At 67.2% G+C, this 15028-nt stretch carries 11 protein-coding genes; 4 read left to right on the top strand and 7 right to left on the bottom strand.

The window, feature by feature from the left end:
- Nucleotides 1-12: 12 nt before the first annotated feature.
- Complete coding sequence (locus BFN03_RS04780; protein ID WP_070378055.1) at nucleotides 13-1080, bottom strand: potassium channel family protein; 1068 nt, start codon at nucleotides 1078-1080, stop codon at nucleotides 13-15.
- A 157-nt stretch (nucleotides 1081-1237) separates the two neighbouring features.
- Here BFN03_RS04780 and BFN03_RS04775 point away from each other — a divergent pair, with 157 nt between their 5' ends.
- The gene (locus tag BFN03_RS04775; RefSeq protein ID WP_070380618.1) at nucleotides 1238-1636 is read left to right on the top strand and encodes a DoxX family protein; all 399 of its coding nucleotides are present in this window, start codon (nucleotides 1238-1240) and stop codon (nucleotides 1634-1636) included.
- 45 nt (nucleotides 1637-1681) lie between these two features.
- Here the strand turns inward: BFN03_RS04775 and BFN03_RS04770 are convergent, their stop codons facing one another.
- Entirely contained in the window at nucleotides 1682-4996 is a 3315-nt protein-coding gene (locus BFN03_RS04770; protein WP_070378054.1) for an ATP-dependent helicase, read from the bottom strand.
- Nucleotides 4993-8313, bottom strand: coding sequence for an ATP-dependent helicase (locus BFN03_RS04765; protein WP_070378053.1), 3321 nt, complete (start codon nucleotides 8311-8313; stop codon nucleotides 4993-4995). The genes BFN03_RS04770 and BFN03_RS04765 overlap by 4 nt, the downstream gene beginning before the upstream one ends.
- A gap of 38 nt (nucleotides 8314-8351) precedes the next feature.
- Between BFN03_RS04765 and BFN03_RS04760 the strand changes: the two genes are divergently transcribed.
- Both BFN03_RS04760 and BFN03_RS04755 read left to right on the top strand, forming a co-directional pair.
- Nucleotides 8352-9137 (top strand): alpha/beta fold hydrolase, encoded by a 786-nt coding sequence (locus tag BFN03_RS04760; RefSeq protein WP_070378052.1) that lies wholly within the window; start codon nucleotides 8352-8354, stop codon nucleotides 9135-9137.
- Nucleotides 9137-9442: an MGMT family protein gene (locus BFN03_RS04755; protein ID WP_070378051.1), complete on the top strand. Its 306-nt coding sequence runs from the start codon at nucleotides 9137-9139 to the stop codon at nucleotides 9440-9442. The genes BFN03_RS04760 and BFN03_RS04755 overlap by 1 nt, the downstream gene beginning before the upstream one ends.
- A gap of 10 nt (nucleotides 9443-9452) precedes the next feature.
- Here BFN03_RS04755 and BFN03_RS04750 read toward each other — a convergent pair whose 3' ends face one another.
- Entirely contained in the window at nucleotides 9453-10703 is a 1251-nt protein-coding gene (locus BFN03_RS04750) for a lipase family protein (RefSeq protein ID WP_070378050.1), read from the bottom strand.
- A gap of 155 nt (nucleotides 10704-10858) precedes the next feature.
- Here BFN03_RS04750 and BFN03_RS04745 point away from each other — a divergent pair, with 155 nt between their 5' ends.
- The gene (locus BFN03_RS04745) at nucleotides 10859-12607 is read left to right on the top strand and encodes an NTP transferase domain-containing protein (protein ID WP_070378049.1); all 1749 of its coding nucleotides are present in this window, start codon (nucleotides 10859-10861) and stop codon (nucleotides 12605-12607) included.
- Nucleotides 12608-12627: 20 nt separating this feature from the next.
- Here the strand turns inward: BFN03_RS04745 and BFN03_RS04740 are convergent, their stop codons facing one another.
- Genes BFN03_RS04740 through nirD form a run of 3 tightly spaced genes read right to left on the bottom strand, consistent with a single transcriptional unit; the run spans nucleotide 12628 to nucleotide 14953 of the window.
- Nucleotides 12628-13401 carry a sirohydrochlorin chelatase gene (locus tag BFN03_RS04740; RefSeq protein WP_070378048.1) on the bottom strand — a complete coding sequence of 258 codons (774 nt, stop codon included), beginning with the start codon at nucleotides 13399-13401 and terminating at the stop codon, nucleotides 12628-12630.
- The gene (locus tag BFN03_RS04735) at nucleotides 13401-14540 is read right to left on the bottom strand and encodes a uroporphyrinogen-III synthase (protein ID WP_070378047.1); all 1140 of its coding nucleotides are present in this window, start codon (nucleotides 14538-14540) and stop codon (nucleotides 13401-13403) included. The genes BFN03_RS04740 and BFN03_RS04735 overlap by 1 nt, the downstream gene beginning before the upstream one ends.
- A complete protein-coding gene (nirD, locus tag BFN03_RS04730) occupies nucleotides 14537-14953 on the bottom strand; it encodes a nitrite reductase small subunit NirD (protein WP_070378046.1) in 417 nt (138 codons plus the stop codon). Before nirD ends, BFN03_RS04735 begins: the two co-directional genes overlap by 4 nt.
- Between the last annotated feature and the right edge of the window lie 75 nt (nucleotides 14954-15028).

The following is a 15028-nucleotide window of genomic DNA, read 5'->3' as shown; positions in this document are numbered from 1 at the left end:
CACTACTGCCGGTCAGTTAGCGACCCTTCGGATATACAGCAGGCGGTCGTTCTCCTCAACGGAGTCGACTTCTGCCGAGCCGACACGCACCAGTCGCCCGTCCCGGACGACACCGAGCACGATGTCGGACAAATGACGCGGAGAGCCGCCGATCTCGTCCCGTTCGACGGCGCGTTCGGCGATGGCGAATCCAGCCTCCGGGGTAAGGAGGTCCTCCATCATCTCGACCACACTGGGGGTAGTCGTGGCGATGCCGAGGAGTCGGCCGGCGGTCTCGGAGGACACGACGACCGAGTCGGCTCCGGACTGCCTCAGCAAATGGGTGTTCTCCGATTCCCGGATCGCCGCGACGATCTTCGCCTTCGGCGCGATCTCGCGCGCAGTCAGTGTCACGAGTACCGCTGTGTCGTCTCGGTTGGCCGCCACGATGATCGCCGCCGCATTCTGTGCGCCCGCCAGCCGCAGCACATCCGACTTGGTCGCGGATCCGTGGACTGTCACCAGCCCCTTTCCCGCAGCAGAATCGAGCACGGACTGATCCGTGTCCACCACAACGATCTCCGAGGGCGGAACGTCGTCACCGAGCATCGCGTCGATCGCGGTGCGCCCCTTGGTTCCGTAACCGATCACCACGGTGTGATTGCGCACGTGCTGCCTCCAGCGCTGGATCTTGAATGTCTGACGCGAGCTCTCCGTAAGTGCGGAGAGAGTCGTACCGACGAGGACGATGAGGAAGAAGATTCGAAGAGGTGTGATCAGTAGAACGTTGAGGAGCCTTGCGGACTCCGTGACAGGTGTGATGTCACCGTACCCGGTCGTCGACAACGACACCGTCGCGTAGTAGATGCAATCGAGTAGCGACAGTTCGCCACCCTGCGCGTCCTGATAGCCGTCTCGGTCGAGGTAAACGATCAAGACAGCCAACCCCAGCGCCGCCACGGCGTATCCCACCCGCCGATAGATCGCCCGGGCCGGGCTGGTCTGCAATTCCGGAATCCGGAGTACACCAACCAGCGCGAAGTCCGGCCGGTCGGTCAACGATTCCGACCTGCTCAATCTCTCACGCAGCCTACCGGCCATTTCTTTGTCCCCACGTTGTACAGAACTAAACCATCGGCTGGCAGCCTATCTCCGATTCGTCCGCCGACGACACGTCGGCGCCCGGGTGTCGCCAATCCCCGTGTCCGAACCCATGGCCGGGGTGTCGCCAACTGAGAAATTCATGCAAGCTGTCGGCATGCAACAAGACAGCCAAATACCACGGCCGAGCCAGAAGCCGGCACTGCGTCTCGCCGCACTCTTGCTAGGTGCGGGCACCATGCATTTCGCCAAGCCCACATTCTTCGACAACCTCGTCCCCAAGCAGCTACCGGGCGACGCCCGGACCTACACCAACGTGTCGGGGGTTGCCGAACTCGCTATCGGCACCGCGCTGCTCGTCCCGCGGACCCGCAGGCTTGGTGGCGGACTCGCCGCATTGCTGTTCGTCGCCGTCTTCCCCGCGAACATCAATATGGCAGTGGACTGGGTCGAGAGTCCCAAGACCACGAATGCACAGAAGGCCGTCGCACTGCTGCGCCTTCCCCTGCAGATTCCGTTGATCACCGAAGCGCTGAAGGTTCGCCGTCGCGCGTGAGCGCGCCATCGTGGCCGTCCCGTGCGAGCGCGACCACTTGCTGGATTATTTGCCGTCTTCGGCCCCGGCAGTGCGGATGAGACGCGCGAGGCCATCTGCATCGGGCAGGTCGTCCGGCGCAATCGTCCGGCCCGTGCGCACGTAGTGGAACGCGGCTCGCACCCGCTCCACGTCGGCGCCTGCCAGCTCGGCCCAGGCCAGTCGGTAGGCAGCCAGCTGCATCACCACGGCCTTCTCATTCGCCGTGCTCGGCTCCTTGCCGGTCTTCCAGTCGATCACCGTCCATCCACCGTCCGGGTCTTCGAACACCGCATCGATTCGCCCGCGCAACACTGTCCCGGCCAACGAGGTCTCGAACGGAACCTCGACGTCAACCGGGATACGCTCCGCCCAGGACGATTGCAGGAAGGCTTCCTGGAGGGTCACGAGATCGGAATCCGGTCCCGCCCCCGCGTCTGCGGCACCGGGCAACTCGTCTAGGTCCAGCAGTCGGGACGCCCCGAATCGGCGCTCCACCCAGGCATGGAAGGCGGTACCCCGACGGGCGAGCGGGTTGGGTGGATACGGCAGCGGACGCCGCAACCTGGCCGCCAGCGCGTCGGGATCGGCCTCGAGCTCGACCAACTGACTGACCGACAGCTGGCTTGGCAGCACAACCTCGGCGCGAGCGTTCATGCGTGCCTCTCTCTCCGCAAGGAGGGCATCTACATCGGCCGCCCAATTGTCAGGGTCGTCGGCCTCGCCTTCCTGGTCGGTCCCCCCGGCCCCCTTCAGCGCCTCCAAGACCAGTGCTGCACCTCGCTCGACAGATTCGCGCCGGAGGCCGAGTGGGTCCTGCGGCCACTGCGCCGACTTCGGCAGGCTGGTGAGCGGATTCCCTTCGTCTGGTCCGGGCGCCGGGGCCCATATGTCGACGACCCCGATTCCCTCGTGGGCCTCATCGGTCACCATGTCACGCAACTCAGCCAGGAAGTCCGACGGACCCTTCGGCTCGGTTCCCGACTCTGCCCAGTGGTGCCCGGAGGCGAACAGTACGCGTTCCGTCCTGGTGAGTGCTACGTAGAACAACCGCCGGTCCTCGTCGAGTTTGCGTGCTGCCAGCGCCGCCTTGTGCGCCTTCACCGAATCTTCGAGATCCCTACGGTCGTACACGTCCTCGAGTTCGAGCACTGGTACGCCGTCGTCCGACTCTCCCGGCCGGGCCCGGTCGCCGCGCAATGTCGGCGGCAGCTCGCCGAGCGCGCCGAGCCAGGTCCCCGAAGCAGTTCGCGACGGGAACACACCCGCGGTGAGGTGCGGGACCGCCACAACCTCCCACTCGAGCCCTTTCGCCGAGTGCACCGTAAGGACCTGGACGCGGTGTGGGTCCACTTCGACCTCTCCCGGTGCCAAACCCTTCTCGACAGATTCTGCGGCCGAAAGGAACGCCAGGAGCCCGGTCAGTGTGGCCGACGAACGAGCCGCGTAGCCGGAAACGACGTCAGCGAATGCGTCGAGATGCTCGCGCCCTGCACTTCCGGGTCCCGGCAATCCCGTCCGGGCCTGCGCTTCGATTCCGATACCGAGTACGCGCTCGACTTCGGCTACCAGTTCGGTGAGCGGCTGTCCGATCCGCTCACGCAGAGAGGCCAATTCGCCCGCCACTGCGGTTATCCGTGCATAGCCGACCGGCGAATAGCGTTCGGCGGGTCCGGGATCCGCCAGAGCATCCGCGAGCCCTGCTTGCTCGGCATGCTCACCGGGCAGGGCCACACCGACAGCATCGGCGAGAGCGGACGGATCGGTGACGGCACCGGTCGTGCCGTATCTGGCTCCGATGGCCAGTTCGGCCGCCCTTCGAGACAGCGCTACCAAGTCGGAAGCCCCGATCCTCCACCGCGCCCCAGTCAGCATGCGCACGGCGGCGCTACCCGCCATCGGGTCGGCGACTACCCGCAGCATTGCGATCACGTCGGCCACCTCGGGGGTATGCAGCAATCCACCGAGGCCGACCACCTCGACGGGCAATCCTCGGGAGCGAAGCACTTCCGCGACCGGTGCGGCATCCACGTTTCGGCGAATCAGTACGGCAGCGGTCGGCGGGTTTGCCCCCGATTCCGCCGCCTCCGCGTACTGCTCAGCGATCCGATCCGCGACCCATTCACGTTCCTGCACAACGTCGGTGGTCAGTGCCAGCCGGACGTCACCGGAGACCGCATCCGGTCGCGCTCGCAGCGTGCTGACCGGCACGCCCCGCTCACGCAGTGAGGCCGAGGCCATGTTGGCCAGGGCCAAGGCCTCCGGTGGATTGCGCCAGCTTGTGAGCAGTTCGAGCGTAGGCGCAGGTTCACCGCCGGACCGCGGGAAGTCCGTCGCAAACCGGGGAAGGTTGGCCGCCGATGCCCCTCGCCAGCCGTAGATGGACTGCATCGGGTCGCCGACTGCTGTGACAGCGAGATCGGCGTCGAGTCCGCCACCGAACAGCGAAGACAGCAGCACTCGTTGCGAGTGCCCCGTGTCTTGGTACTCGTCGAGCAGCACTGCCCGAAACCGGCGGCGCTCGGCCAGTCCCACCTCAGGATGGCTCGAAGCCACCCGCGCGGCCAGCGACATCTGGCTGCCGAAGTCGAGCGCACCCTCGCGGCGCAGCGTGTCCGCCAGACGAGCCACCAAGGGAAGCAATTCCACTCGCCGATGCTGAGTGTCGAGGATGTCGAGCAGTTCCTTACCGGGGCCGCCACGCTGACGCGGGCCTGCGGGCAGCGTGTGAACCAACTTGTCGAGTTCGGTGTGCGCCTGTCGCAGGTCGTCCGGTTCGACGAGGTGCTCGGCCAACTGTCCGGACAGCGCGAGCACGGCTTCAGTGACCGACGCCGGATTCCGGTCGGTGTCGAGATCGCCGTCCCACGAGCTCACCACCCGATACGCGAGCTGCCACAGTTCCGTTTCCGACAGCAGCGTGGCCGACGGCTCGATCGGCAACAGGAGACCGTGCTCGGACAACAGCCGCCCGGCGTACGAGTGGTAGGTGCTGACCTCCGGCTCGCCAGCGCGAATCCTGGACCTGAGATCACCGCTCGGGTCGACTCTGCGGAGCAGCTCCGAACCCGCCAGCCGGGCAAGGCGATTCCTGATCCTTCTGGTCAGCTGCTGCGCTGCCTTGCGGGTGAAGGTCAGGCCCAACACGGCACCCGGGTCTACGAGGCCGTTGGCCACCAACCACACGACGCGAGCCGCCATGGTCTCGGTTTTTCCCGCACCTGCCCCCGCGACGACGAGGGTCGGGCCGGGATCCGCACTGATGACCGCCTGCTGCTCGGGGGTCGGCGGGTGTTGGCCCAAGCCGATCGCCAGATCCACTGGATCGATGCGGATGTTCATTCCGACGTCACTTGCCTTCCCTCGTCGTGCGCCGGACAACTCGCCCGCACCGGACAGTGCCGGCAGCCGTCGTTGACCCTGGCGAGGAACTGCGGCCCTTTGGTGGCTGCTGCGGCCGCATGGATGACGTCGAGCCACATCTCGAGATCCTCGTCCGTCAGCGGCGCCTGCACCCGCTGGCTGGCACCCTCCTTCTTGCTCGGTTTGGCCACGAAGATCAGGCGCGCACCGCCCGGTTTCGACCTCGGCTCCCCCTTGATGGCACCCATGGCCGACGCCACCTGGTACGTCGCCAATTGAGCATGTTGTTGGGCCGCCTCCTTGGTCACAGGCGAGCGCGCGGTCTTGACGTCGACGATCACGGGTCTGCCCTCTGCGTCGCGCTCGAGCCGGTCGATGCGCCCACGAAGCCGAACCTTCGGGGCCCCTTCTTCGCGCGGTTCCAGGGGGCCGTCCACCTCGACCTCGACGCCGATCTCGGTGAGTTCGGGTCGCGTTCTTCCGAGCCACGCCGTGAACGTGGCGAGCATGTTCCGGGTGCGGTCGAGTTCGCGCCGCGAGTACCACTGAGACCCCAGATCGATAGAATCCCAAGCATTCTCGAGCGCTTGATCAACCTGGTCGACCGGAATGCGTCCGGCGAGAGCCTGCACGAGCGTATGCACCAGCGTTCCAGCCACGGCGTGGGTGTTGTCGCCGTCGGTGCCTCCGTGTCGTTCGAGCAGCCACCTCAGCGGACAGGTGTTGAGCAGGTCGACGGTGGACGGCGATAGGGAGACGGGCCCGTCCACCTCGTCCCACAACGCGGCGCTGCTGCTCGGCTCGGCCGTGCCGTACCACTGATCGGGATGTGCGCCCCGGACTCCGGCCTCGGCGAGTCGAGCGAGCTGACGTGCCGCGCGCCGTTGACGAGCGGGATCGGACTCCGCGAGAAGAGGATCGCAGACCACACCGCGCAACTCGGCGACGAGCGCAGGCAGAGCGAGGACTCGGACGGCCGGGCCATCGGTGTCGAACTGCTCCTCCTCCACCTCCGGGTCCTCGTCCCCGGTGAGCAGTTCGTCGACAAAACGGGAAGGGACGAGATCGGCGTCCCCACTTGCGGTGTCGACGGACGTGACCAGCAGGGACTGCCTGGCCCGGCTACACGCAACGAGGAACAGCCTGCGTTCCTCGGCCAGAAGCGGCGCCGTTCGCGACATGCGGTCCGCGGAGGCCGCACTTCCGTCGGACACCCCGCTGGTGAGGTCGATCAGGGCCTCCGTGCCAAGCAGGCTTCCCCGTCCTCTCATGTTCGGCCACAGCCCTTCCTGCACTCCCGCCACGGCGACCACGTCCCACTCACGACCAGCCGCCGAGTGGGCACTCAGTATCGACACCGCCTCGGCGGGGACAGCGGAAGCGCTACGCACACTGTTCGGAATCGCCTGCCCGCTGAGGTAGTCGACAAACCCCGAGAGTTGCGCACGCGGGAGACGATCCACGTATGCTGCCGCGGCATCGAAGAGCGCCACGACCGCGTCGAGATCCCGATCGGCCTGCGCGCCGATCGGGCCGCCCCTGGCCGAGGCCGCCGACCAACGGCGTTCGAGGCCGGTCGCCCGCCACGCCGCCCACAGAACCTCCTCGATTCCGCGGCCACGGTCCAACGGCACTTTCGCCTTGCGCAGCACGGACAGCACCCGGTTCAGGGGCGCAGCCTCGACATCGGTCAATTTGGCGGTAACTCTGCGGGTGCTGTCGGTCTCGCCGACCACCACGAGCCGGAGCAGTTCCGCAGAATCGCGGGTACCGCCGGCCGCCAGTTCCGCCCGTCGCAAACCCCGACGAAGACGCCTGAGCGCCACGGGTTCTGCACCGCCGATCGGCCCGGCGAGCAGAGCGAGTGCGTCTTCGCCCGTAAATTCTCGTCCCGACAGGGCGCGCAACACGAGCATCAGCCCCGACACCCCGTGCTGGCTGGCCAACGGCAACTCGGACGCCGCGGTTGTGACGGGAACTCCTGCGCCGAGGAGTGCGCGCCGCAGCGGGGCCAGCGCACGCGGTACCGAACGTACGATTACCGCCATCTCCGACCACGGCACACCGTCGAGAAGATGCGCGCGACGCAAGGTGTCGGCGATCAGCGCGGCTTCCTTCGCGACACTGCCCAGGACACGGACGGACGTTCTTCCGCCGTCGCGGGAGGGGGCCCAGGTCCGGTGCGGCAGATGGCCCGGAAGCCGAGAGTTGATCCGCGCCGCCGTCGCCGCGACATCCGCCGAACTACGGAAGTTCTCCGGCAGCACCACCTGGCGCGGATCCGCCTTGTCCGCCAGATCCGCGAGGAACGACGGGTCTGCGCCACGAAATCCGTAGATCGACTGGTCCGGGTCGCCTGCCACAACGGTCGTGTGAGTACCGGTGCCGATCAGTCGGACCAGTTCGGCGGCCTGAGGATCGAGATGCTGAGCGTCGTCGACGAGCAGGTGCCGTACGCGCGTCCTTTCCCTGTGCAACAGGTCGGGGTCGGTGGCGAACGCGGTCAGAGCAGCCCCGACGAGTTCGGCGGCATCGAGGGCAGGCGCCGTGGCCTCAGGCGCCTCCATGCCGACCGCGCCGCGCAGCAGCATGCCGTGCTCGTATCGGGCGGCAAACTTTCCCGCCGCAACCCATTCCGGCCGCTCGTGCCGACGGCCCAGCCTGATCAGGTCTTCCGGGCCGAGCCCACGCTCGCTCGAACGCAGCATCATGTCGCGGAGTTCATTGGCGAACCCACCCAACGCCAATGCGGGACGTAATCTCTCGGGCCACATCTGTCCGCCGTCCGCAATATCGCCGTGCAGCATCTCACGCAACACGGCGTCCTGCTCGGCGCCGGTGATGAGCCGCGGGGGCGGGTTCCCGTGAGCCGCCGCCTGCAGTCGCAGTACGGCGAAGGCATACGAGTGGACGGTTCGCACGAGCGGTTCCCGCGTCGCCCGTGGCCCGTGCTGTTCGTCGTGGCCGATGAGCGCGGACGTAACCTGCTCGCGCACCTGTTCGGCCGCTCTTCGCGACTGCGTCAACACCAGCACGGACTCGGGGTCTGCCCCACCGGCGATCCGATCGACCGCGAGGTCGACGAGTAGCGACGTCTTGCCTGTGCCCGGACCGCCGAGGACCTGCCAGGGACTCCAGCCCGGGTCCCACGGCGGTGCGGTGAAGATGTGTTGCGTGGACTCGTCCCAGGTCCGTGCCGGCGGACCGGGGGCGCGGCGATATACCAGCCTGGCATGAGGAGTCGACGTCGGGCGCGCTGTTTTAGTGGGCGAGGTGCGCGCCGCCGGTTTCGTCATGCAGGGCATTCCACCAGAACCTTCCGACATCCGGCATCATGGGTCACGTGTCAGCACTGCATACGCATCTGTTCGGTGCCCAGGACGGCCCGGAGATCCTTGCCCTGCACGGTCTCACCGGTCACGGCAGGCGGTGGGAGGCGATTGCCGACGGCCAATTGCCCGACGCTCGGTGGATCTCCCCCGACCTACGAGGTCACGGCCTGTCCACCTGGGCGCCGCCGTGGAACCTCGAGGCTCATGTTTCGAGCCTGATCGATACGCTCGACGCGCACGCGCACGGACCGGTTCTGGTGGTCGGGCATTCCTTCGGCGGCGCACTGGGGCTGCACCTGGCCCGCGCCGTGCCTGACCGGATCACCGGTCTCGTCCTGCTCGATCCGGCGATCGGACTCGATCCCGAACTGATGCGGACTGTTGCGGACCTCACCATCTCCTCCCCCGACTACACCGACGTCGACGAGGCCCGCTCAGAGAAGCTCGACGGGGCATGGGGTGAAGTACCACGCGACGCGCTCGAGATCGAGATCGCCGAACACCTCGTTCCCCTGGATAACGGAAGGGTCAACTGGCGGCTGTCCACTCCCGCCGTCGTCAGCGCGTGGGGCGAACTCGCGCGTGACCCCGTCCTACCGCCCGAGGACCTACCCACCGTTCTGGTACAGGCGTCGAAGGTGCAACCCCCGTACGTCACTCCTGCCTTTCGCCGTGCCCTCACTGAGCATCTCGGCGAAAATCTGACCGCTGTCGACATCGAATGCGATCACATGGTCGCGCAGGCCAGGCCGGACGATGTGGCGGCAATCATACGCAAACTGCTCTGATGGCCCAGACGACTGAGGAACAGGTCGAACGCGTGCGCGCACTCGTCGCGTCGATCCCCTCCGGTCGGGTGGTCACCTACGGCGACATCGCTGCGACTGCCGGGCTGTCGAGCCCCCGTACCGTCGGCTGGATCATGCGGACGGACTCCGCCGACCTCCCGTGGCACCGCGTGTTGAACGCATCGGGCCGTCCGCCTGCGCACCTCGCACGTCGTCAGATCGCCAGGCTCGAAGTCGAGGGAGTCCCGATCAGGGAAGGCCGCGTGGATCTCGCGGCGGCACGGCATCGATTCGACTACGGGTGAGCACCCGCGCTCAGCACGTGCTGGGCGCGGGTTCGCCGCGGAATCGGGCGTCTAGCCAGTCCAATGCCTGCGGCAGCCCGAGCGCCGCCGGTGTCAGGTGGTCCGGCGCCGGGGTGAGCAGCGTCTGAACCGGTGTGCCCGCGTCGCAGTAGCGACGCAACGTTGCGTCGATCGAGTCGACGGGAACGAGGTTGTCGGTGGGACTGTGCCAATTGAAGATGGGGACGGTGGGGACTCCCGGGTACAGTTCCAGGCTGTTCTCCTCCATCACCTTCCGCAGGTCCGGGTCCTCGAGGAAGTTCTCATTGTCGGTCACTTGCGCGGCGCTGCGGCCTGCTCCGAAGGCAATGATCTCGTAACTGCAGCTGTCGCCTAGCAACTGCTTCATCCGGAGACCCTCGTCGTTGAGTTGGCCGGTGACGTCGACACGAGCCGGGTACTCACGCTCGAGCCCCAACACAGCGGCCATCGCAAGGCCGAACGCGGGGTGCGGATCGCCGCCCAGGCCCTCCCCCATCTTCACCAGGTTCATCGGGGTTCCGCCCTCTGCGATGCCGACGATGTCGAGTTCGGGTGCGTATGTGGGCGCCAGCGCGGCTGCCCACGTCGTTGCCATACCGCCGCCGGAATACCCGGCCAGTCCGAACTTGCTGTTCGTTGCCTGCAACTCTGGAACTTGCTGCACGGCACGGATACCGTCGAGAGTGATCTGGCCACCGAGCTTGGCGGCGCCGTACGCCATCCGCGGGCCCAGATGGTCGGGCAACGCCACGGCCCACCCGCGCGCGAGCGCAACGTTGAGACCGACAGCTTCGCGAAGCTTCGAAGTCGGATCACTGGTGTACAGCGTGTTGGCGATCTTGCACTTGCTACCGAGCGCGTTGATGATGTGCTGGTAGGACAGCACCGGGCCGTCCGGCACATGGTTCGGAGGGCGTACGTAGGTGGTGTTCGCGACGATCGGCCTGTCCTGCGAGTCCGTGCTACGGAACGCGATTTCCCACACCGTGCTTCCGGGGAAGTAGGGAGTGTCCGGCAGTCGGCGAACCTCGAAGACGTGGCCTGGCGCGTAGTCGGCGATATTCGGCGGAGGCGCGTAGAAGGGGTCCGGATCGGGGGTGAGGAACCCCGCATCAGCACTGGGCGTTTGGTCCAGAGGCGGTTGCGCCCCTGACGTAGCCTCGCCGACGAGTGTCACAGCCAGTGCGAATACCGAGGCGAGTGCCGCGGAGCGAAAAGATCTACGAACCAATAAGGCCATACGTCCCCCACAATTCCACTATCAGATCAACGGACTCGACAATGCCAGAGCACCGGGGGGAGGATCCGTTGCTTTTCACGCAGCCAACCGAACCCCGACCGCCGTCGGTGCGTAGTCACTCTACAGCGACCACGGGCATGGGGCAGCATGAAAGAATGGAGTTGACAATACCCGTCCACGCGATCGTCCTCGCCGGCGGACGAGCAACGCGGATGGGCGGCGTGGACAAGCCGGCAATTGTCGTGGGCGGACGCCGGATGCTCGACACGGCGCTCGACGCTGTCAACGGTTGTCACCGCATCGTCGTGGTCGGACCTCCGCGCGGCGATGTCGGCCCGCCCGTCCTGCAGGCCCAGGAGAATCCGCCGGGATCCGGTCCGGTAGCCGGCGTGGCCGCCGGCCTCGCTGCGCTGGACGCGGAACCGTCGGATCGGGTGATTCTCCTCGCCTCGGATCTGCCATTCCTGAGCCCCGCGGTGGTCGAGACCCTCAGGGGCGCACTGGACGACACGGAAGCCGTCTTCGCGGTCGACGAAACGGGGCGACTGCAGTTCCTGCTGTCGGCGTGGCGGGTCGCGGCGTTGAACGACCGGATCCGCGCCCTCGGCTCCACCGTCAATCAGCCGATGAAGGCGCTCGTGCCGGACCAATTCGAAACCGTCATCCTGGACGGCATCACCGACTGTGATACCCCGGAAGACCTCGAACGAGCCCGCAGCGGCGTCACGGGGGCACCGGTCACCATCGGCGAGGCCAGGCGCGCAATCCTCGACATGGTTCCCCCGCTTGCACCGCGTGTCGCATCTCTCGGGGAATCACTCGGCGCCACGCTCGCCGAACCACTGGTCGCGGCCGAGTCGCTGCCCCGAATCTCGATGTCCGCGATGGACGGATACGCGGTCGCGGGCGACGGACCGTGGTTGCTACGCGACGACATCCGCTACGCAGGCGGCTCGGGGGAGCTCGAGCTCGAGGAGGGTGAGGCCGCACGAATCGCGACGGGTGCACATCTACCCAGCGGAGCAACCACCGTCGTCCGCGACGAATTCGCGGTCAGGACAGATACTCCCGACGGCAAACAACTACGCCGCCGAGAGGGCACCCCGATGCGGGACGATGTGCGGCGGCCCGGCGAGGACTGGCCGGTGGGGCATCGTCTCGCCGCGAAGGGAACGGCCGTCACGCCCGCACTCTCCTCTGTGGGCGCAAGCGCGGAAGCGACCTTCGCGGCCGTTCGGGGCCCCGTGCGTGCGCACGTTGTGCTGACCGGGGACGAGATTCGACGGGACGGCCCACTGCGCCCAGGACAGACCCGGGACGCGCTCGGTCCCGTTCTCCCCCAATTCCTCTCATGGTGCGGAATCCGTACCATCGCCGACACCCACCTGCGAGACACATCCGACAGCTTCGACGAACTGCTCAGTCAAGTGCATCGGCCCGACCTCATAGTGATCGCGGGTGCCACCGGTGGCGGCGCCGCCGACCAATTGCGGGGGGCACTCGACCGGGCTGCGGCCCGGATGGTGGTGAGCAGAGTGCAGTGCAGGCCCGGCGGCTCCCAACTGACTGCCCTGCTACCGGATGGGCGCGTAGTGCTCGGCCTGCCGGGAAACCCGTATGCCGCTGTCGCGACGCTTCTGACAACGGGTCCGGCCATCGTGGCTGCCTTGACCGGTCGCAGTCCGACCCCGATCCCGCTCGGTCGAATCGCGAACGCATCCGAGGTCAGCAGTGACACGGTGCGCATCCTGCCGGTCGTTCCGGAACCGGACGGAGCCTGGCGCGCCGACCCCGCCATCCGGACCGCCCATCTGGCCGGGGTCGTCGGCCGCGAAGCACTCGCGCTGGTTCCCGCAGGTGCAGCCGACGGGGAACTCGCCGAACTGGTGTGGCTACCGCGCTGATGGGTCCGCAGAACGCCCAATCAGCACTGGATTGACGTCCTCCCCGGCCTGAAGGCCGGGGATTCTCTACCGTGCCGCTCACGCGGCACCTCGACGGGTTCCTGCGTAGCGCCGCCGGACGCTGGGAGGCAGTTGCGGAAGCGGTCGGCCACCAGGGAAACGATCGCCGGGTCCACGCCGAGCGGTTCCGCGACTCCGTCGGCGCCGGCATCGGCGAGACGCTGATGAAACAGCCCATGCGCCAACAAATATGAGGCGACGAACACCCGCTTCTCCCCTCGAGCACGGAGTTCGGCGACGACATCCGGAACGCGCGGTTGCCCTGTGGCGACATACCCGATCCTGACCCGCGAGTTTGCGAGTTCGGACAGCATCGCCGCGGCGCGGCGCACGTCACGCAGTGCGCGCGGGTCGGACGACCCGGCAGCGGCGAGCACGATGGCGTCGCCGGGTTGCCACCCCGCCTCGACGAGTCGACGCAGCATGACATCCGCGAGGACCGGATCGGGTCCGAGCGCCCGACTCACGGACACCGCTCGGTGCCCGCTGTCTGCGACCTCCCGCGGAACGTCGGTATGGACGTGATAGCCGGAGGCCAGGAACGCCGGGACCACCACGGCTGGAGAGGATATGTCGCGCAGCACCTCGGAAGGAGACGGCCCGAGAACGTCCACGAAGGCCACCCGGGTGTGACACACATACGCGGAGACGGCGTCCGAGAGCCGGGCGATCATCTCCACCCCCCGTGGGCTGCGCGTTCCGTGTGCCACCAATACCAGTGCTGTCCCGGTCATTACAGTCCCTCCACGCGTGCATCGAAGTGGTCGACGGCCAACCGATATCCCCGCTTGACCACGGTCTGTATTGCTTTCGGTGCCTTAAGGGACGCGCGCAACCTCGCGACCGCCATCTCAACGGCGTGGGTGTCGCCGCCTCCGCCGGGCAGTGCCGCGAGCAGGTCCTCCCTCGGGACGACCCGCCCGGGCTGGGAACCGAGGGCGCGCATCAGCGACATCGCGGCGGGGGGGAGTTGCCTCGCCTCACCATCGACGACGACACATCCGCCACGAATGCTGAGCTCGTGGCCGGCGGCATGAATCGTGTCGGCCCGAGAGGGCAGTTCGTCTTCGATGTGCCGCGCCAGCGCGCCCAGGCGGGAGCGCTCCGGAAAGGTCACCGGTATTGCGAGTTCACGCAAGGGCCCGGCGCTGACCGATCCGACGCACGCCGCGAGGACACGATGCCGGAACGAGTGGAGCACCATCTCGATCATTCCGGTCTCCTCGGCTCGTTTCAGTAGCGTTGACGCTGCCGGCGCGCTGGTGAAGGTCACAGCGTCGAGTCCACCGGTCGCGACGAGCTCGATCATTCGGTCCATCGGGGCCCGGTCCTCGGACGGAGTCCACCCGTATACGGGGACGCCCACGACTTCGGCGCCCGCGCGGCGCAGCACGTCACAAGCATCCTCGACCCGGTCCGGGCCGGCAGCGGGCAACTGGATCGCGATACGTCGTCCCTCGACGCCCTCCGCGAGAAGGCGATCGAGCACCTCCGCACAGGACTCGGAATCCGGTGACCATTCCTCTTCCAGCCCGGCGGCCCTGATCGCCCCACCGACCTTGGGACCTCGGGCCAGCAGCCTGCTCGACCCGAGCGCCCGGCCCAGTTCCTCGGCCTGCCCCCAGCCTTCCGCAGCGGCCATCCAACCGCGAAAGCCGATTCCTGTCGTCGCGACAACGACATCCGGTGGGTCGGCAACGATCTCGCACGTCACGCGCTCGAGTTCGCGGTCATCGGCCGACGGGACGATGCGAATCGCCGGAGCGTGCACCACCGCCGCGCCACGCCGCGTCAACAAGGTCGCGAGCTCCTCCGCACGCCTGGACGCGGTGATCCCGACCGTGAATCCATCTAGGGACGTCACGGTGTTCACGCGCCCGTAGTGCGAACCTGGGCGCTGTGAATCTGAACGACGCCGGCCCACACCCGCACGTCATACACCGGTAGCCGAACATTCTCATCGTCGAGGCACCGACCGTCGACCAATGAAAACACCTGCTTGAGTAGCGGTGATGCGACGGTCGGCTCTCCCGCCCGGTCACCTACGAGCCCCCGGGACATCACCGCCGCTCGACCGAACGGGTCGATGTTGCCGACGGCGCGGAGGGATCCGTCCTCGAGCAGAAACAGTGCGGCCTGCTCCCCATCCCGCAGCAGCACCGCTACCCCCAAGCCGGGAATCAGCTGGCTGAGCGGGCACGCCGACGTCCATTCGAGTCGGCCCGACGTGACGCTGTCGCGCCTGGTTCCGCTGGAGCTGTGCACTTTCATGTCGACGACGGTCATTGAGGAGTCCTTCCCTCGCGAAATCGCGTATCCGTTGTGAAGACCATGGTTCGGGATGGGTGTTTCCTCGCCGTT

The sequence above is a fragment of the Rhodococcus sp. WMMA185 genome, from assembly GCF_001767395.1.
GTDB lineage: Bacteria > Actinomycetota > Actinomycetes > Mycobacteriales > Mycobacteriaceae > Rhodococcus_F.
This window is presented reverse-complemented; position numbering and strand designations above follow the sequence as displayed.

Bases quoted from the DNA above. Each gene is read 5' to 3' on its own strand.
- nirD (WP_070378046.1), bottom strand. From the start codon at position 14,953: ATGACCGTCGTCGACATGAAAGTGCACAGCTCCAGCGGAACCAGGCGC.
- BFN03_RS04745 (WP_070378049.1), top strand. From the start codon at position 10,859: ATGGAGTTGACAATACCCGTCCACGCGATCGTCCTCGCCGGCGGACGA.
- BFN03_RS04760 (WP_070378052.1), top strand. From the start codon at position 8,352: ATGGGTCACGTGTCAGCACTGCATACGCATCTGTTCGGTGCCCAGGAC.
- BFN03_RS04755 (WP_070378051.1), top strand. From the start codon at position 9,137: ATGGCCCAGACGACTGAGGAACAGGTCGAACGCGTGCGCGCACTCGTC.
- BFN03_RS04780 (WP_070378055.1), bottom strand. From the start codon at position 1,080: ATGGCCGGTAGGCTGCGTGAGAGATTGAGCAGGTCGGAATCGTTGACC.
- BFN03_RS04775 (WP_070380618.1), top strand. From the start codon at position 1,238: ATGCAACAAGACAGCCAAATACCACGGCCGAGCCAGAAGCCGGCACTG.
- BFN03_RS04770 (WP_070378054.1), bottom strand. From the start codon at position 4,996: ATGAACATCCGCATCGATCCAGTGGATCTGGCGATCGGCTTGGGCCAA.
- BFN03_RS04765 (WP_070378053.1), bottom strand. From the start codon at position 8,313: ATGACGAAACCGGCGGCGCGCACCTCGCCCACTAAAACAGCGCGCCCG.
- BFN03_RS04740 (WP_070378048.1), bottom strand. From the start codon at position 13,401: ATGACCGGGACAGCACTGGTATTGGTGGCACACGGAACGCGCAGCCCA.
- BFN03_RS04750 (WP_070378050.1), bottom strand. From the start codon at position 10,703: ATGGCCTTATTGGTTCGTAGATCTTTTCGCTCCGCGGCACTCGCCTCG.